Genomic DNA, 16037 nt, shown 5'->3' with positions numbered 1-16037 from the left:
GGAGGAAACTGCATGCCGACCAAGCGCGATGCCGAATCGAGATCCGCCCACGGAGCCGCCGTTCCGCACCGGACGCCCAGCCGGTCCGGGAGAACGAGAGGACCCGGCCGGGCGACGGTGGCGCTCACCGCCGCGCTGCTGGCCGCGGTCGCCGCGGTGCCCGTCGCACCGGAGCCCGCGGCGGCGTCCGCGCCGAACTACGTCGGTGATCCGACGCATTACTGGAACACCACGCTGCTCCAGGTCTTCCGCGAGCTCAACGGCCCGGACGCGGCACCGGGCAGGCTGGCGCGAGCCGCGGCCATGATGAATGCGGCGATCTTCGACGCCGAGACCATGTACCACGACAAATGGCGCACCAGGCGTTACGAGCCGTACCTGAAGGCGGGCAGTTACTTCTCGTTCATCGAGACTCCGGACGAAGAGGAGCGGGTGATCGGACGTACGGCCTACAACGTGCTCCTGGACCTCTTCGGCCCCGGCACCAACCCGAACAGCCCTGATCAGACCAGCTACCTCGACCGGCGCTTCAGGGAACGATTCGGAACGGAGCCCACCGCGGACGACTACCTGGACATCCAGGTCGTCAACTCGGTCGTCACCAGGATGCGGAACTTCCGCGCGAACGACGGCTCCACCGACGCCACGGTCTACACCTTGGACAACGAGCCCGGCGCGTGGCGTCCCACCGGTGCTCCGGGAAGTTCCTGCAGCACGGCCGGTGATGCGGTGACGCCCCGCTGGGGAGAAGTCCGGCCCTTCGCCATCTCCTCCGGCTCGAAGTACCGACCGGCGACACCGCAGGCGTTCTCCACCTACCGGGAGCTGCTGAGCAGTCCGGCCTACGCCGCCCAGGTCGACCAGGTACGCCGGCTGGGCGGGGCCGCTTCCACCGCGGCGACCCCCAGCGAGCGCACCGTCGAGCAGACCGCGGCCGCCTGGTTCTGGTCCAACGACCTGGACGGCACCTACAAGCCTCCGGGGCAGCTGCTCGACCACACCCGCCTGGTGGCCGAACAGCGCGGGGTCTCCGGCAAGTACGAGAACGCCCGGCTGTTCGCCCTGGTCTCGCTGGCGTTGGCCGACGCCTCCATCGCCGGGTGGGACGTCAAGTACCGGACCCCGATCGACCTGTGGCGACCGGAGTCGGCGATCCGGGACGGAGGGCTGGACCGCGACTGGCAACCGCTGTCGGCCGACCGCAACGGCACCCGCTTCTCGCCCTGCTTCCCGGCGTGGGCTTCCGGCCACGCGACCTTCGCCGGAGCCTGGGCCGAGATCATGAAGAAGTACTTCGGCACCGACGCCGTCACCTTCACCGTCACCACCGAGGATCCGCACGCGCCGGTGCGGAGCAAGACCTTCACCAGCTTCCGGCAGGCCGCTCAGGAGAACGCCGACAGCCGCGTCTACCTGGGAGTGCACTATCCCTGGGACTCCACGGACGGCCTGGAACTCGGCAGGAGGATCGCGGCGGACGTCTATGCCAGCAAGCTGACGCCCATCGCCCCCTAGAGGAGCCGACGCGGCCGCACCGCCCGCAGAACGGCCCGCTCATCCAGCACACCGGCCGACCGGATCGGCACCGCGGCGACCGCTTCGCGGTGCCGTCCTCTCCCCGGGCAGATCATCCCTGACGGCCCGGGCCGGACGGCGCCCCGAGCCGTCCGGCGGGGAAGGGCCGATCCGTCAAGGATCCGCCCTCGCCGTCTCGTTCCGATCCGGCGATTCGCGCCATCCCCATTGAAGATCATCGACTCCTTCCGACTCCGAGCCCAGGAACTGCAGAATGACATTCACCAGTCGCTTCCGTACGTCCGCGGTCGCCGTCACCCTGCTCGCCGTCACCTCGGTCTGCGGGGGCTGCGGCGCCGGAGGAGCAACGGCGGCGCGGATCTGCGACATGGCCGCAGAGCTCCACGGCAAGGTGGACGACGTTCCCGCGGACGTTCAGGACCGACATCTCGGAGAGTGGCATGACCTGATCGACACCGCCGTGGGCGCCGACGACTCCGGACTGGCCGCCTTCGGCGAGCACCTCGACAGGGAGGAGCGCCAGGACGTCTCCTCGGCACGGGTCGAGGATCTCCGGGAGTTCGCCTGCGAGGGCGAAGTGCCCCGGGAGCTCACCTCCCCCGAACCGTGAACGGGTACGGCCCGCACGAAGCACGCGCGGGCCGCAGAGAAGGGGGTACGGCCCGCACGGAGCACGCGCGGGCGTACGGGGACGGGGACGGGGACGGGGACGGGGACGGGGACGGGGACGGGGACGGGGGCGGTTACGCCGGGAAGTCCTTCGGGTTGACGCCGGTGGTGCGGGCGTTGCCGCCCCGGACGGGGTTGAGGGTCAGCGTCCAGATGGTGGCGCTGGTGGAGGTCGTGGTGAACCTCAGCCGGTCGTCGAACCTCTGGTAGGAGGCGCCCCGGGCGAACCTGCCCTTGGAGACGCTGAACCGGTAGCCGCTGGTGAAGAAGATCCGGTAGGTGCCGTCACGGACATCGTTGATCTTCGCGGTCGACCGGGCCCGGACGTAGACGCTGATCGCCTTGGTCCTCCCTCGGACGAGGGTGACGACCGCGTCCCGCGACGTGCCGTTCTTGACCTTCAGGGTGCCCTGGCCGCCACTGATGCGGTCGTAGAGGATCCTGCCGTTACGGGGCCGTGCCGCCGCCGTCGCCGGCGTCGCCGTCCCGGCCGCCTCGGACCAGGAGACCGCTGCGGTCGTGGAGGGCGCGGCGCTGGCCGGTGCTGCGGTGAAACCGGTCAGAAGTGCGGAGGCAAGGACCACTCCCGCGAGGGGACGTAGAGAGACCATATCGGCAAATATGTCGAATTCACGGTCGACTCGTCAACGCGGTTCCATCTTCCGGGAACGTTCCGGAGCCCTTCCACCGGAGCGGGACCGGCCCCCGCGGAGGGCACCGGTCCTGCTCATCGGGGTCACACGCAGGCCGTACGGACGACGTCCGCCAGGCGGCCCGCCATCTGCTCGGCCTGTTCCGCCGAAGCCGCCTCGACCATGACGCGGATCATCGGCTCGGTGCCGCTCGGCCGGATCAGCACCCGGCCGGTCTCGCCGAGCTCCCTCTCCGCCTCGGCCACGGCCGCGGCCAGCTCCGGCACCGAGGCCTTCGCACGGTCCACGCCCTTGACGTTGATCAGCACCTGCGGGAGCCGGGTCATCACCGAGGCCAGCTCCGCCAGCGGCCTGCCCTCGCGGACCACGGCCGACAGCAGGTGCAGCGAGGTCAGCAGGCCGTCCCCGGTGGTGGCGTGGTCGAGCATGATCACATGTCCGGACTGCTCGCCGCCGAGGTTGTGGCCGCCCTCCCGCATGGCCTCCAGGACGTAGCGATCGCCCACCGCGGTCTCGATCACGTCGATCCCGGCGTTCCGCATCGCCAGCTTGAAACCCAGGTTGGACATGACCGTGGCGACGACGGTGTCACCCGCCAGCCGGCCTTCGGCGTGCATGGCCACGGCCAGCACGGCCATGATCTGGTCGCCGTCGATCACCTCGCCGGTGTGCGCCACCGCCAGGCAGCGGTCGGCGTCGCCGTCGTAGGCGATCCCGACGTCCGCGCCCCGGGAGACCACGATCTGCCGGAGCTTGTCCAGGTGGGTGGAGCCGACCCCGGCGTTGATGTTCAGCCCGTCGGGCCGGGCCCCGATGGTCTCGACCTTCGCCCCGGCCCGGATCAGCGCCTCGGGGGCCACCACGTGGGCGGCGCCGTGGGCGCAGTCGAGGACGACGCTCAGGCCGTCGAGTCGGCCGGGCAGGGTGGACAGCACGTGGGACACGTAGCGGTCGGCCTCGCCGTACGCCTCGCGCACGCGGCCGACCGCGGCGCCGACGGGGCGGTCCCACTTCTCGCCGAGGCGCTGCTCGATCTCGTTCTCCACCGCGTCGGGCAGCTTGAAGCCGCCGCGGGTGAGGAACTTGATCCCGTTGTCCGGGGCGGGGTTGTGGGAGGCGGAGATCATCACGCCCATGTCGGCTCCGAGAGCCGTGGTCAGGTATGCGACCGCCGGGGTGGGCAGCACGCCGAGCCGGAGGACGTCCACGCCGGACGACGCGAGGCCGGCGACCACCGCTGCCTCCAGGAATTCTCCTGAGGCGCGGGGATCCCGGCCCACGACGGCGATCGGGCGGCCCGGTGAGGCACCGGGCCGCCCGTCGGCGGCGCTGAACGCCCCGGCGTCGCCGAGGACATGAGCTGCGGCCACGGACAGGTCCATGGCGAGCTCGGCCGTGAGGTCGCGACCCGCGACCCCACGTACCCCGTCGGTGCCGAAAAGGCGCCCCAACTTAACGCTTGCTGTACTGGGGGGCCTTACGGGCCTTCTTGAGACCGTACTTCTTGCGCTCGGTGGCGCGGGCGTCACGGGTCAGGAAGCCGGCCTTCTTCAGCGGCGCGCGGTTGACCTCGACGTCCAGGACGGCCAGCGCACGGGACAGGCCCATGCGCAGGGCGCCGGCCTGGCCGGTGACGCCGCCGCCGTCGATGCGGGCGATGACGTCGAACTGGTCCTCGGCGCCGAGCGTCACGAAGGGCTCGTTGACGATCTGCTGGTGGACCTTGTTCGGGAAGTAGACGTCAAGCGGGCGACCGTTGATCGTCCACTTGCCGGTGCCCGGCACGATGCGCACGCGGGCGACGGCCTCCTTGCGGCGGCCGGTGCCGTACGAGTTGCCCACGGTGATGGGCTTGCGCACGGCCTCGCCGCCGGCGGCGGCGGAGGACTCGCTGGTGTACTCGGAGGGGAACTCCTCCGCGTTGTAGTCGTCCAGCTCGCCCTCGACGGGCGTCTCGACACCGGTGGGCTCAGCCACGGTTCTCCTCAAACTTTCCTACTCGGCGCCGGCCGACGGCCGACGCTGCTGCTGATGCGCAGCTCGTACGACTACTGGGCGATCTGGGTGAGCTCGAACGGCACCGGCTGCTGGGCCTGGTGCGGGTGCTCGGAGCCGGCGTAGACCTTGAGCTTCTTGATCATCTTCCGGCCGAGGGCGTTCTTGGGCAGCATGCCCTTCACGGCCTTCTCAACGGCACGGTCGGGACGCTTGTCCATGAGCTCGGCGTAGGTCACGGAACGCAGACCGCCGGGGTAGCCCGAGTGACGGTAAGCCTTCTTCTGCTCGAGCTTGTTGCCGGTCAGCGCGATCTTGTCGGCGTTGATGACGATGACGAAGTCACCGGTGTCGACGTGGTTCGCGAAGATCGGCTTGTGCTTACCGCGAAGCAGGGTCGCGACGTGGCTGGCCAGCCGGCCGAGCACGATGTCGGTGGCGTCGATGACATACCACTGACGCTCGACTTCAGCAGGCTTGGGTGTGTACGTGCGCACGGTCGTATGCCTTCTTTGATCGCATCTCGGCGCTGTCGGAAGCGACAGCAACATGGTCGGTAGGTGCGGGCGCACGACAGCCCGGACCTTCCGTCTCCCTAGATGCGAGGAGATGACGCCGGACGCGCCGCGTATCGGTCTGCAGAGGAGACCGATTCGCACACAACGAATTAGCAGAATACAGGCCTCGAGGAGGGAGGGTCAAAACGACACCGCCCCAGGCCGGTCTTCGCGAGGAGTCTACCGTGCGGAAGGGATGCGGCGCGGCCGCCGGCCCGATGCAGGACCGCGCTCGGCCGAACGTTTGCAACTCGTTCCCGACATTCCCTTCTTCAACTATCTCAACATCTCTATCGTTGATAGCAGTATGTGGCAGTCCCCTTACCCCGGGCATACCCAGCGGGCCGCCTTGCGCCGCGCCGGGTTGTTCGCCTGCCTCGCCGCGGTCCTGCTCATCGGGTTCGTCCTCGGCCGGGGAAGCCGTGACGAGGAGGCCCCCGGCCACGTCTACCTGAACGAGGCGGGTCCCGCCGATCCCTCGCCCGTTCTCGCGACCGGACGGGGCGGCGCCCTCGACGAGCGGGCCCCGCTCCGGCGGGTCGCGCGCCCCTCCCCTTCTCCCTCCCCTGCGGCGTCCCGGCAGCGGCGTCCCGCCCCGCGCGCCTCCGGCGGCCCGCGCAACGTCGTCGACGGCTCCGCCGACGACGACCCCCAGTACGTCCTGCGGGGGGACGGCGGCCGCGGCGTGCCCCAGGCGCTGAGCGCGATGGAGAGCGAGGTCGTCCGCCTCACCAACATCGAGCGCCGCCGGGCCGGCTGCGCCCCCCTGCGCATCGACAGGCGGCTGGTCCGGTCGGCGCGGGCGCACTCCTCGGAGATGGCGCTGAGCGACGCCTTCTCGCACGACTCCCCGGGCGGCGGCTCCCCCTGGGACCGCATGGAGGCCGCCGGCTACCACGCCGGGGGCGCCGAGAACATCGGCCGCGGCTACACCTCCGCGGAGGAGGCGGTGCGCGGCTGGATGGCGAACCCCGGCCACCGGCACAACATCCTCAACTGCGCGCTGACGGCCACCGGCGTCGGAGTCGTGGAAGGGCTCGGCGGTCCCTGGTGGACACAGGACTTCGGGTATTCGTGAACTGATCCGCCCTGATACGGAGTTAATCTCAGCGCATGGGTTTTCCCGGGGATTCACCGCGCCGCCAGCCGTACGTCCAGCCCGGCGGGCAGCAGCCGCCCTTCCACACCGGCGGGCCGCAACCGCCGTCCGCATGGGACGACCAGGCCGGCGGACGGCCGGGCGGACCGGGCGGCGGTCAGCCGCACGGACAGGGCGAGAGCTGGTTCGGCCCGCCCGCGCAGGGCCCGGGACCGCAGTCTCCGGCCGGGTTCGGCTCCACACCCCAGGAGCCCCCGCGACAGGCGCCCGGATGGCAGGCGCCTGCCGAGCAGACGGCGGCCGGGCAGACGGCGGCCGGGCAGGAGAGGCCCGGACCCGGGGCCTTCACCCGCGAGACGCCCGAACCCACGGAGCCCGGGCGGCGGCCCAAGAAGCAGAAGCAGGCGTGGAGCCCCTACGAGGAGGGCCCCCGCGCGCTCCTGCCCACCTTCGTCGCGGTCGGCGTGATCGGCATGCTCGTCGCGGGCGGCATCGGACTGGCCGTCTTCGCCAGCTCCGGTGACGACTCCCCGGCCGGCGCGGCGGACGCCCCGGCGCCGACCGCCACCAAGCCGGTGATCCCCGCCAACCCCGGAGGCACGTTCGGCTTCGCCGAGTCCCGCAAGACCGACCCGGGCAAGCTGACACTGGACGAGCTCTTCAAGAGCCGGAAGGCCAGGCACAAGGGTCAGACCTACCTGATGACCGCCCGCAGGAACGACAAGAAGTGCAAGGACGCAGTCGTCGGCTCCGGCCTGCAGAAGGCCCTCACCGCGGGCAGGTGCAACCAGCTCGTCCGCGCCAGCTTCCGCGACGCCTCAGGGAAGATCATCGGCACGCTGGGGGTGGCCAACCTCGACACCTCCTCGGCCGCGGCGAAGGTCGTCAAGGCCACCAGGGGGAAGGAGCCCCAGCAGTACCTCAAGGTGCTGCCCGGCAAGGACAAGGTCACCAAGCTCCTCGGCACCGGGGAGGCCTTCGTCGGAGGATGGCGCCACGGCCACTACGCCGTACTGGTCTGGTTCCAGTACAAGGACGGCCACCTGCCGAGCAAGGCGGAGGCCAAGAAGCTCAACGCGGCCGCGTTCGGGGTCGCCGACGCGACCGTCACCCCGGCGCTGGAGTCCCGTTCGCTGACCGGGAAGCGTCCCTGAGCAACACCCCATCTGGGACTTTTCAGGCATGAAACCGGCGGGCGATCCGGCCAGGAACGCACATACTCACATGCCGATCTCCGGCTGTCGCTACGCTGCCAGGTATGCGTGGCCAGGAATCCGGATCCGAGCACGAGCGCGAAACCGACGGTTCGGTCGTACCGGCGACGCCGCCGCCGAGCTTCGGCCAGCCTTCGTCGCACGTGCCGCGGATCGATCTCGCCGGAGGCGAGCAGTCCCATGTCCCTCCGGCGCGGCCGGAGCCCGAGCCCGCGGCCGGCCGGCCGTGGGCGGCTCCCGACGACGGCGGGACCTCCTACGACTGGCTCGCCCCGACCGGGGAGGAAGACGTCCTCGCCCCTCCCCCCGGCGGGCCCGCCGCCCCGGCATGGCAGCCGCCGCCGGCCTTCACCGCCGCCGCCGCCGGCATCCAGGTGTGGCCCTCACCTTCCGCGGACGCCCCCGTGCCCCCTCCGTGGCCCGCTGCCACGGGAGAACCCGTCGAGGAGCTGTCCTGGCCCGACTCCGACGAGGGCGCCCGTCCCGGTGAGGCCGGCCGTCCCACCGGCCGGCCGTCCCACCTCGGCTCCCCCGCCACCGACAACCCGGAGAAAACCGTCGACACCCGCGTCCCCGCTCCCACCGCGCCCGACCCGCAGGAGCCCCTTCCTCCGGTTGCGGACCCGCAGGCGGCCGGTCCCGCCGGGGCCGACCGGCCGGACCTCCCCCCGCCCGCTCCCGGCGGCTCTCCGTCCGCCCCCGGCGGCTCCGTCCCCGCTCCCGGCGGTCTCGCTCCGGCCCCCTCCGGCCCGGCGCCGACCGGTCATCCCGGACATCCCGGACCGCCCGCAGCCGAGCACGCCGTACCGACCGCACCGACCGCACCGACCGCACCCCAGGAGCTCACGGCCGGCCACGCCGTGCCACCCGCATCCGTACCTCAGCCGTCCACGGCCGAACACTCCGCGCCAGCCGCGGTTCAGCCGCCCGCGGCCGAGCCTCCGGTGAACCTGCCCGCGGCGCTCCCGGCTCCGGGTCCGGTCCCGTCCCCGGCCGACCAGCCGACCCCTCCGGGCGGTTTCCCGGTCGTCCCCCCGCCGTTCCCGCCGCCGGTTCCTCCCGGCGGAGAACCCCCCGCGCTCGCGGGCCCGGCCGTGGAGCGCGGCCCGTTCGAGCCGCCCTCGGCGATCGCGTCCGGGCCCCCGGCCCCTCCCGCCGCCGCTCCCGTGACCCCGGGCCGGGGCCGGATCATCTTGGTGGCCGCCGCGGTCGCGGTCGTGGTCGGCGGCATCGGCACCGGCGCCTTCTTCGCCTACCGGTCGTTCAACGCAGCCGATCCGCAGCCCGTCCGGCCGACCGCCGTACCGGAGACCGGGGATCCGAGCGCGGAGAGTCCCGAGAACATCCCGACCGAAGAGCTGATCGACACCACGCTGCTCAACTCCGAGCTGACCGACCCGGGCAAGATGACCCTCGCAGACGCCTTCGCCAGGAAGGTGACCCTCTCCGGGACCACCTTCACCCGGGTCAAGACCCATCTGACCCAGGACTGCGACAAGGCGGCGGCGGGCACGTTCGCCACGGCGCTCGAGGACGGCGACTGCCGCCGCGTGCTGCGGGCCACCTACGTCGACCGCAAGAAGAAGTACGCCGTCACCACGGGCGTCGCCGTACTGCCCACCCGCGAGTCGGCCGTCAAGGTCGACCAGGCCAAGAACCTCGAGAAGAACCTGTGGTTCCGCGGCCTGCGCGGCGCCTCCGGCAGCGGGGCCGAGCGCATGCACATCGCGGGCGGCTACGCGGCGGGGCTGGTGTGGGGCCGCTACATCGTGTTCAGCTACGCCACCTTCGCCGACGGCCACACCCCCACGGCGAAGGAGAAGAGCCTCGGCAAGCTCAGCGGGGCCTTCCGCGACCAGACCTCCAAGGTCGTCGAGCGCCGCCTGACCCGCTGACGGCGTCCGCCCCGCGCGCCGCGGAGAAGGCCCCGCCGCCGGGCACGCGCCTGCGGCGGGGACGCCCCGGTCCCCGGCGCGCGTGCCCGGCGGGCCGGCCCCCGCCCCGCGGCGGGGCCGTCGCCGCCCTCGACACGCGTGTCCGACAGATCAGCACTCGGCACGCGGCGGGACCGTCTCCGCCCCGAGCACACGCACCCGGCGGGTCAGCGCGGCCCGCAGGGCCAGCTCCTCCGCCCCGGGGTAGCGCACCTCCTCCAGGCAGAGCCCGTGCGCCGGCGCGACGTGCACCCCGGAATCCCGTACGGCTCTCGCCAGCACCTGCCCGGGCCACTCCACCCCGAGCCGCCCCTCCCCGACCGCCAGCAGCGATCCCACCAGCGCCCGCACCATGGAGTGGCAGAACGCGTCGGCGACCACCGTCGCGACCAGGAGGCCGTCCCGGCCGCCCTCGCGGACCCAGTCCAGCCGCTGCAGCTCCCGGATCGTCGTGGCACCCTCGCGCTTCTTGCAGAACGCCGCGAAGTCGTGCTCGCCGAGCAGCCGCGCCGCGGCGGCGTTGAGCCGGTCCAGGTCGAGCGGGCGGGCGTACCAGAGGACCTCCCGGCGGCGGAGCGGGTCCACGCCCCCGGGCGCGTCGCACACCCGGTAGGCGTACCGGCGGGACAGCGCGGAGAAACGCGCGTCGAACCCCTCGGGAGCCACCGTGACGCGATGGATCCTGACATCCGGGGGAAGCACTCCGGCCAGCCTCCTGCGCAGGGCCGAGAGCCGTTCCTCGAGCCGCTCCCGCGGTCCCTCCTCCCCGGCCTCCCCTGCGGCGGCCGCGGCGCCCCCCGCTGCTCCCGCGGACCGCCCGCGCCCGCGCGCGTTCCCCTCCACCGCCGCGAGCGCGTCCTCCGCCACGTCCAGGTGCGCCACCTGCCCTCGCGCGTGCACCCCGGCGTCCGTCCGGCCCGCCACGGTCAGCGCGGGAGGCTCACCGAGCCGCAGGACCCTGGCGAGCGCCTCCTCGATCTCCCCCTGGACCGTCCGCCTGCCGGGCTGCCGGGCCCAGCCGGAGAACTCCGTGCCGTCGTAGGCGAGATCCAGGCGCAGCCGTACCACGTTGTTCCTCCCGGAGAACGGGAACGGGCCCGGTATCCCCGATGCGGGGATGCCGGACCCGTTCACTCAGCCTGAGAGATCAGGCGTTGTCCTTCTTGTCCTCGGTCTCCTCGGCCGGAGCCTCGGTCGCCTCGTCGTTCTTCTCCGCGGCGGGGACCTCGGCGCTCTCCTCGGCCGGAGCCTCGGTGGTCTCCTCGGCCTTCTCCGCGGCGGGAGCCTCGGCGGCGGCCGGAGCCTTGGCGACGCGGACCGTGTTCAGCGGCTCGGACACCAGCTCGATGACCGCCATGGGGGCGGCGTCGCCCTTGCGGAGGCCGACCTTGGTGATCCGGGTGTAGCCACCGGGACGCTCGGCGAAGGTCGGGGCGATCTCGGTGAAGAGGTGGTGGACGACACCCTTGTCGCGGACGACCGTCAGCACCTGGCGACGGTTGTGCATGTCGCCCTTCTTCGCCTTGGTGATCAGCTTCTCCGCCAGCGGGCGCAGGCGCTTCGCCTTCGCCTCGGTGGTCTTGATCCGGCCGTGCTGGAACAGCTGGGTGGCGAGGTTCGCCAGGATCAGCTTCTCGTGGGCCGGGCTGCCGCCGAGACGGGCACCCTTGGTGGGCCTGGGCATTTCGTTCTCCTTGAGAGTGAACCCGCCCCGGCCGTGTCAGGTACCGGGGTCGGGCCACGGGAACCGCTCGCGGCTCCCGTGTGGCGATCAGTCCCGGAGGGGCCACGCCCTCCGGGGGTCACGGGGGCGGAGCCCCCGCGGAATCAGTACTGCTCGGTCTCGACGTACGCGCTGTCGTCGTCGTCGTAACCGCCGCCGGCCACCGCGGTCGGGTCGAACCCGGGCGGGGAGTCCTTCAGCGCGAGCGACATCTCGTGCAGCTTCTGCTTGACCTCCTCGATGGACTTCGCACCGAAGTTGCGGATGTCCAGCAGGTCCTGCTCGCTGCGCGCGACGAGCTCGCCCACGGTGTGGATGCCCTCGCGCTTGAGGCAGTTGTAGGAGCGGACCGTGAGGTTCAGCTCCTCGATCGGCAGCGCCAGGTCCGCGGCCAGGGCCGCGTCCGTCGGCGACGGGCCGATGTCGATGCCCTCGGCCTCGACGTTCAGCTCGCGGGCGAGGCCGAACAGCTCGACCAGGGTCTTGCCGGCGGAGGCCACCGCGTCGCGGGGCTTCATCGCGGCCTTGGTCTCGACGTCCAGGATCAGACGGTCGAAGTCGGTGCGCTGCTCGACACGGGTCGCCTCGACCTTGTAGGTCACCTTGAGCACCGGCGAGTAGATCGAGTCGATCGGGATGCGCCCGATCTCCTGGCCCGGCTGCTTGTTCTGCGCCGCGGAGACGTAGCCGCGACCGCGCTCGACGGTCAGCTCCATCTCCAGCTTCGCCTTGCCGTTCAGCGTGGCGATGCGCAGCTCGGGGTTGTGCACCTCGACACCGGCCGGGGGCGCGATGTCGGCGGCGGTGACGTCGCCGGGGCCCTGCTTGCGCAGGTACATGACCACGGGCTCGTCGTGCTCGGAGGAGACGACCAGCTCCTTGAGGTTCAGGATGATGTCGGTGACATCCTCCTTGACCCCCGGGACGGTCGAGAACTCGTGCAGCACGCCCTCGATGCGGATGCTGGTCACGGCCGCGCCCGGGATGGACGACAGCAGCGTGCGCCGCAGCGAGTTGCCGATGGTGTAGCCGAAGCCCGGCTCCAGCGGCTCGATGACGAACCGGGAGCGGGTCTCCTCGATGGTCTCCTCGAGGAGGGTCGGGCGCTGAGCGATCAGCATGTGGGTTCTCCCCTTGACGTGCGGCGCCCGCTATTTGACGCCGCTCGATAACAACAGCATAGGTGCCGTACGGCAAGCCGCACGGCACCCGTGAAGAGCCGCTACTTGGAGTAGAGCTCGACGATCAGCTGCTCCTGGACCTGGGTGTCGATCTGCTGACGGACCGGGAGCTGGTGGATCAGGATGCGCATGGCCTCCGGGGCGACGCCCAGCCACGCCGGGAACGTCTTGTCACCGGCGGTGGCGCGCGCCACCTCGTAGGGCAGCAGGTTGCGCGAGCGCTCGCGGACCTCGACGATGTCGTGCTCGCGGACGCGGTACGACGGGATGTCGACCTTCTTGCCGTTCACCAGGATGTGTCCGTGGCGGACCTGCTGGCGGGCGGCGTCGCGGGACTCGGCGAAACCGGCGCGGTAGACCACGTTGTCGAGACGGCTCTCCAGGATCTGGAGGAGGTTCTCGCCGGTCTTGCCGCCCTTGCGGTTGGCTTCCTCGTAGTAGTTGCGGAACTGCTTCTCGAGGACGCCGTAGATGCGGCGGGTCTTCTGCTTCTCACGAAGCTGGAGCTGGTACTCAGACTCCTTGGGACGGCCGCGGCCGTGCTCACCCGGCGGGTAAGGACGGATCTCGATGGGGCACTTCGCGGACTCGCACTTCTTGCCCTTGAGGAAGAGCTTGACCTTCTCCCGACGGCAGAGCTTGCAGTCCGCACCCGTGTAACGAGCCATTTTCTATCTTCTCCTGGGGCTCAGACGCGACGGCGCTTGGGCGGGCGGCAGCCGTTGTGCGGCACGGGGGTGACGTCCTGGATGGAGCCAACCTCCAGGCCGGTCGCCTGCAGCGAGCGGATGGCGGTCTCGCGGCCGGAACCCGGGCCCTTGACGAAGACGTCGACCTTGCGCATGCCGTGCTCCATGGCGCGGCGAGCGGCGTTCTCGGCGGCCATCTGCGCGGCGAACGGGGTGGACTTGCGAGAGCCCTTGAACCCGACGTGGCCGGCGCTGGCCCAGGAGATCACGTTCCCGCTCGGGTCGGTGATCGAAACGATCGTGTTGTTGAACGTGCTCTTGATGTGGGCGTGCCCGTGAGCGACGTTCTTCTTTTCCTTGCGGCGCACCTTCTTCGGTGCACCCTGGCGGCTCTTAGGAGGCATTGTTTGCCTTCACTCCTGAGGTCTTCGGTCCTGCGGCTGCGCGGACTACTTCTTACCGGGCTTCTTCTTGCCGGCGACGGTCTTCTTCTTGCCCTTGCGGGTGCGCGCGTTGGTCTGCGTGCGCTGGCCGTGCACGGGAAGACCGCGACGGTGCCGGATGCCCTGGTAGGACTGAATCTCGATCTTGCGACGGATGTCGGCCTGAATCTCGCGACGGAGGTCACCCTCGATCTTGAAATTCGCCTCGATGTAGTCACGCAGCGGCACGAGCTCTTCGTCCGTGAGCTGGTGCACCCGGAGGTCGCCGCTGACGCCGGTGGCCTTCAGGGTCTCGAGCGCGCGAGTGCGGCCGATTCCGAAAATGTAGGTGAGAGCGATCTCCAGCCGCTTGTCGCGGGGGAGGTCGACGCCAACCAGGCGAGCCATGGTCGGGCATTCTCCTTCTTTGTGGCGGAGGTCCTACGCTTCACTTCCCCTCCCCATGCCCGGGGTGAGGGCCCCGGCCTCCGACCGGGGGTCTCCTGCGGGGTACGGCCTCGTCGGCCGCCTGCGCAGGTGTGGAACGCGATTACCGTTCTTCCGGGCGGGACCCGCCTCGCCTCTCCGCCGCGGGGAGCGTCTCCGCTCGCCTCGCCGGACCGGCGCGACCGCCTTCGCCCGATGGGCCCCACATGGATCGAGTCCGCCTCTTGCGAGCGGACTCCGTGAGACCTTCTGCCGCGACTAGCCCTGGCGCTGCTTGTGGCGCAGGTTGTCGCAGATCACCATGACACGACCGTGCCGGCGGATCACCTTGCACTTGTCGCAGATCTTCTTGACGCTCGGCTTGACCTTCATAGTCCTTATTCGTCCCTCAGACGCTTACTTGTATCGGTAGACGATCCGCCCACGACTGAGGTCGTAGGGGCTCAGTTCGACGACAACCCGGTCGTCGGGAAGGATTCGGATGTAGTGCATGCGCATCCGCCCGCTGATGTGGGCCAGGACCTTATGGCCGTTGTCGAGCTGGACCCGGAACATTGCGTTCGGGAGCGACTCAACCACAGTGCCCTCGATCTCGATGGCGCCGTCTTTCTTGGCCATGTCCCTCGCGTTTCACTGATCGGTCGTCTGAGGCTTCGGAACACTAAGCAGCCGCGACCATGCGCTTCCAGGAGAGGCGGCGGTAGCGACACCGCTGAGGCGCAATGGTCATAGTGAACCGAAGAAGGAGTGTACGGCACCGGGCGAGGAAATGCGAAACCGTCGGCCGGTGCTTGACACAACCACCAGACAGCATACCTCCCCGCCGAACGGAAAGCCCGCCGGTGACCGTGTCACCGGCGGGCCCGTGTCGATCGGCCTTCCCGGCCGCTCCTAGAAGGCGTCACCCCAGCCGCCGCAGTCGTCGAAGCGGTTGTCGCCCTCGCAGACGCGGATCTTGAAGTCGTCGAAGCCGTTGCTCTTCTTGAAGCCGCCGAACTTCGTGAAGTGCCTGCCGCCGAACGTCTTGTAGTACTTGGTGTGGGTGCCGAACTTGTCGTGCCACCTGAACCAGACGTAGCTGTACTCGCGGTCGCGGTCGCGGTCGAACAGGTCCCCGTGGAACCAGTAGCGGCCGTCCTGCTTGATCCAGTAGCCCTTGAAGTAGGAGCGCTTGCCGAAGCCCTCGCCGCCGCCGAACTTCGAGTAGTAGGGGCCGAAGAAGTGCTTCGACCCCTGTGCCTCCTGGGACGCGGCGGCGGTGGCCGTGCCGGCGGTCGAAGCCTGGGCCGGAGCCGCGGCCAGGCCGGCGGCGAGGGCCCCGGTGAGGGCGGTGGTGGCGAGAAGGGTGCGGGCCTTGCTCATGTCTTCCTCCTGTGAAGGGGTCCGTCGTTCGGACACCGCTCACGTTAGGAAGCTTCGGCCCGCTCTTCTGCGGAGGAATGCACACTCACCGCCGAGCGTGCACTATTACGGCTTCCGGCCGTCGCCGAACTTCATCAGGACGGTCGCGACCAGCAGGATCGCGCCCCAGGGCCCCATCACCCACAGCGGCCAGGGATAGGGGAAGTCGAAGTCGTCCCCCAGTCCGATGGCGAACCAGATGCCCCAGTTGATGCTGACCGCCAGGGCCCAGGGGGTCCACATGGCGAGCAGGCGCCCCTTCTCCGTCTCCTCCTTCGCCGGCGGGCGCGGGGCGACCTCCTGCATGGTGCGCAGGTCGACGTCGGGCAGGTCGGAGGTGAGGGTCGCGAGCTCGCCGTACGTCCTGCTCGCGTAGAGCTGCTCGAGTCGCTCGTCGAACTCCTCGACGGTGAGGCGACCCTGCGCGTAGTGCTCACGGAGCACCGAGGCGACCCTGTCCCTGTCGTCGTCCGACGCCCGCATCTGCGGACCAGCCGCCATCATCGCTCACATCCGC

General features: G+C 70.6%; 19 protein-coding genes. 5 read left to right on the top strand and 14 right to left on the bottom strand.

Annotated elements, in window-relative coordinates; genetic code table 11:
• Positions 1–12: 12 nt before the first annotated feature.
• Both HS048_RS08105 and HS048_RS08100 read left to right on the top strand, forming a co-directional pair.
• Positions 13–1515 carry a vanadium-dependent haloperoxidase gene (locus HS048_RS08105; RefSeq protein ID WP_196466590.1) on the top strand — a complete coding sequence of 501 codons (1503 nt, stop codon included), beginning with the start codon at positions 13–15 and terminating at the stop codon, positions 1513–1515.
• 274 nt (positions 1516–1789) lie between these two features.
• Positions 1790–2146 (top strand): hypothetical protein, encoded by a 357-nt coding sequence (locus HS048_RS08100; protein WP_196466589.1) that lies wholly within the window; start codon positions 1790–1792, stop codon positions 2144–2146.
• A 133-nt stretch (positions 2147–2279) separates the two neighbouring features.
• On the opposite strand, the gene HS048_RS08095 is transcribed toward HS048_RS08100, so the two are convergent.
• From HS048_RS08095 to rplM, 4 genes are all read right to left on the bottom strand, one after another.
• Complete coding sequence (locus HS048_RS08095; RefSeq protein WP_196466588.1) at positions 2280–2816, bottom strand: hypothetical protein; 537 nt, start codon at positions 2814–2816, stop codon at positions 2280–2282.
• A gap of 125 nt (positions 2817–2941) precedes the next feature.
• On the bottom strand, positions 2942–4309 hold the full coding sequence (gene glmM, locus HS048_RS08090; protein WP_196466587.1) for a phosphoglucosamine mutase: 1368 nt from the start codon (positions 4307–4309) through the stop codon (positions 2942–2944).
• Position 4310: 1 nt separating this feature from the next.
• Complete coding sequence (rpsI, locus tag HS048_RS08085) at positions 4311–4835, bottom strand: 30S ribosomal protein S9 (RefSeq protein WP_068896564.1); 525 nt, start codon at positions 4833–4835, stop codon at positions 4311–4313.
• A gap of 71 nt (positions 4836–4906) precedes the next feature.
• The gene (rplM, locus tag HS048_RS08080) at positions 4907–5350 is read right to left on the bottom strand and encodes a 50S ribosomal protein L13 (protein WP_068896563.1); all 444 of its coding nucleotides are present in this window, start codon (positions 5348–5350) and stop codon (positions 4907–4909) included.
• A 367-nt stretch (positions 5351–5717) separates the two neighbouring features.
• On the opposite strand from rplM, the gene HS048_RS08075 reads away from it, so the two are divergent.
• The 3 genes from HS048_RS08075 to HS048_RS08065 all read left to right on the top strand — a co-directional run bounded on the left by HS048_RS08075 (position 5718) and on the right by HS048_RS08065 (position 9618).
• Positions 5718–6488, top strand: a complete 771-nt coding sequence (locus HS048_RS08075) for a CAP domain-containing protein (RefSeq protein ID WP_196466586.1) — start codon at positions 5718–5720, stop codon at positions 6486–6488.
• Between the two features lie 35 nt (positions 6489–6523).
• Positions 6524–7663 carry a hypothetical protein gene (locus HS048_RS08070; RefSeq protein ID WP_196466585.1) on the top strand — a complete coding sequence of 380 codons (1140 nt, stop codon included), beginning with the start codon at positions 6524–6526 and terminating at the stop codon, positions 7661–7663.
• Positions 7664–7767: 104 nt separating this feature from the next.
• Positions 7768–9618: a hypothetical protein gene (locus HS048_RS08065; RefSeq protein ID WP_196466584.1), complete on the top strand. Its 1851-nt coding sequence runs from the start codon at positions 7768–7770 to the stop codon at positions 9616–9618.
• A 150-nt stretch (positions 9619–9768) separates the two neighbouring features.
• On the opposite strand, the gene truA is transcribed toward HS048_RS08065, so the two are convergent.
• From truA to HS048_RS08015, 10 genes are all read right to left on the bottom strand, one after another.
• Positions 9769–10725 carry a tRNA pseudouridine(38-40) synthase TruA gene (gene truA, locus HS048_RS08060; protein ID WP_196466583.1) on the bottom strand — a complete coding sequence of 319 codons (957 nt, stop codon included), beginning with the start codon at positions 10723–10725 and terminating at the stop codon, positions 9769–9771.
• A 79-nt stretch (positions 10726–10804) separates the two neighbouring features.
• The gene (gene rplQ, locus HS048_RS08055; protein ID WP_196466582.1) at positions 10805–11341 is read right to left on the bottom strand and encodes a 50S ribosomal protein L17; all 537 of its coding nucleotides are present in this window, start codon (positions 11339–11341) and stop codon (positions 10805–10807) included.
• Between the two features lie 143 nt (positions 11342–11484).
• Positions 11485–12501: a DNA-directed RNA polymerase subunit alpha gene (locus HS048_RS08050; RefSeq protein ID WP_068896558.1), complete on the bottom strand. Its 1017-nt coding sequence runs from the start codon at positions 12499–12501 to the stop codon at positions 11485–11487.
• A gap of 101 nt (positions 12502–12602) precedes the next feature.
• Positions 12603–13229, bottom strand: a complete 627-nt coding sequence (gene rpsD, locus HS048_RS08045; RefSeq protein ID WP_068896557.1) for a 30S ribosomal protein S4 — start codon at positions 13227–13229, stop codon at positions 12603–12605.
• Between the two features lie 20 nt (positions 13230–13249).
• Positions 13250–13654: a 30S ribosomal protein S11 gene (rpsK, locus tag HS048_RS08040; protein WP_012887860.1), complete on the bottom strand. Its 405-nt coding sequence runs from the start codon at positions 13652–13654 to the stop codon at positions 13250–13252.
• Between the two features lie 45 nt (positions 13655–13699).
• Positions 13700–14080 carry a 30S ribosomal protein S13 gene (rpsM, locus tag HS048_RS08035; protein ID WP_068896556.1) on the bottom strand — a complete coding sequence of 127 codons (381 nt, stop codon included), beginning with the start codon at positions 14078–14080 and terminating at the stop codon, positions 13700–13702.
• A gap of 297 nt (positions 14081–14377) precedes the next feature.
• Positions 14378–14491 carry a 50S ribosomal protein L36 gene (rpmJ, locus tag HS048_RS08030; RefSeq protein WP_003956441.1) on the bottom strand — a complete coding sequence of 38 codons (114 nt, stop codon included), beginning with the start codon at positions 14489–14491 and terminating at the stop codon, positions 14378–14380.
• A gap of 24 nt (positions 14492–14515) precedes the next feature.
• Positions 14516–14737: a translation initiation factor IF-1 gene (gene infA / locus HS048_RS08025; protein WP_012887858.1), complete on the bottom strand. Its 222-nt coding sequence runs from the start codon at positions 14735–14737 to the stop codon at positions 14516–14518.
• A gap of 273 nt (positions 14738–15010) precedes the next feature.
• Positions 15011–15481 carry a hypothetical protein gene (locus HS048_RS08020; RefSeq protein ID WP_196466581.1) on the bottom strand — a complete coding sequence of 157 codons (471 nt, stop codon included), beginning with the start codon at positions 15479–15481 and terminating at the stop codon, positions 15011–15013.
• Positions 15482–15586: 105 nt separating this feature from the next.
• On the bottom strand, positions 15587–16024 hold the full coding sequence (locus HS048_RS08015; RefSeq protein WP_068896554.1) for a DUF1707 domain-containing protein: 438 nt from the start codon (positions 16022–16024) through the stop codon (positions 15587–15589).
• Positions 16025–16037 lie beyond the last annotated feature (13 nt).

This window comes from Planomonospora sp. ID91781 (assembly GCF_015711595.1).
Lineage (GTDB): Bacteria > Actinomycetota > Actinomycetes > Streptosporangiales > Streptosporangiaceae > Planomonospora > Planomonospora parontospora.
Note: the sequence above shows the minus strand (reverse complement) of the source record. Positions and strands in the feature narration are given on the sequence as shown.

Coding starts and splice junctions, on each gene's coding strand:
- HS048_RS08105 (WP_196466590.1), top strand. CDS start 13: ATGCCGACCAAGCGCGATGCCGAATCGAGATCCGCCCACGGAGCCGCC.
- HS048_RS08100 (WP_196466589.1), top strand. CDS start 1,790: ATGACATTCACCAGTCGCTTCCGTACGTCCGCGGTCGCCGTCACCCTG.
- HS048_RS08095 (WP_196466588.1), bottom strand. CDS start 2,816: ATGGTCTCTCTACGTCCCCTCGCGGGAGTGGTCCTTGCCTCCGCACTT.
- HS048_RS08075 (WP_196466586.1), top strand. CDS start 5,718: ATGTGGCAGTCCCCTTACCCCGGGCATACCCAGCGGGCCGCCTTGCGC.
- HS048_RS08070 (WP_196466585.1), top strand. CDS start 6,524: ATGGGTTTTCCCGGGGATTCACCGCGCCGCCAGCCGTACGTCCAGCCC.
- HS048_RS08065 (WP_196466584.1), top strand. CDS start 7,768: ATGCGTGGCCAGGAATCCGGATCCGAGCACGAGCGCGAAACCGACGGT.
- rplQ (WP_196466582.1), bottom strand. CDS start 11,341: ATGCCCAGGCCCACCAAGGGTGCCCGTCTCGGCGGCAGCCCGGCCCAC.
- HS048_RS08050 (WP_068896558.1), bottom strand. CDS start 12,501: ATGCTGATCGCTCAGCGCCCGACCCTCCTCGAGGAGACCATCGAGGAG.
- rpsD (WP_068896557.1), bottom strand. CDS start 13,229: ATGGCTCGTTACACGGGTGCGGACTGCAAGCTCTGCCGTCGGGAGAAG.
- rpsK (WP_012887860.1), bottom strand. CDS start 13,654: ATGCCTCCTAAGAGCCGCCAGGGTGCACCGAAGAAGGTGCGCCGCAAG.
- rpsM (WP_068896556.1), bottom strand. CDS start 14,080: ATGGCTCGCCTGGTTGGCGTCGACCTCCCCCGCGACAAGCGGCTGGAG.
- rpmJ (WP_003956441.1), bottom strand. CDS start 14,491: ATGAAGGTCAAGCCGAGCGTCAAGAAGATCTGCGACAAGTGCAAGGTG.
- infA (WP_012887858.1), bottom strand. CDS start 14,737: ATGGCCAAGAAAGACGGCGCCATCGAGATCGAGGGCACTGTGGTTGAG.
- HS048_RS08020 (WP_196466581.1), bottom strand. CDS start 15,481: ATGAGCAAGGCCCGCACCCTTCTCGCCACCACCGCCCTCACCGGGGCC.
- HS048_RS08015 (WP_068896554.1), bottom strand. CDS start 16,024: ATGATGGCGGCTGGTCCGCAGATGCGGGCGTCGGACGACGACAGGGAC.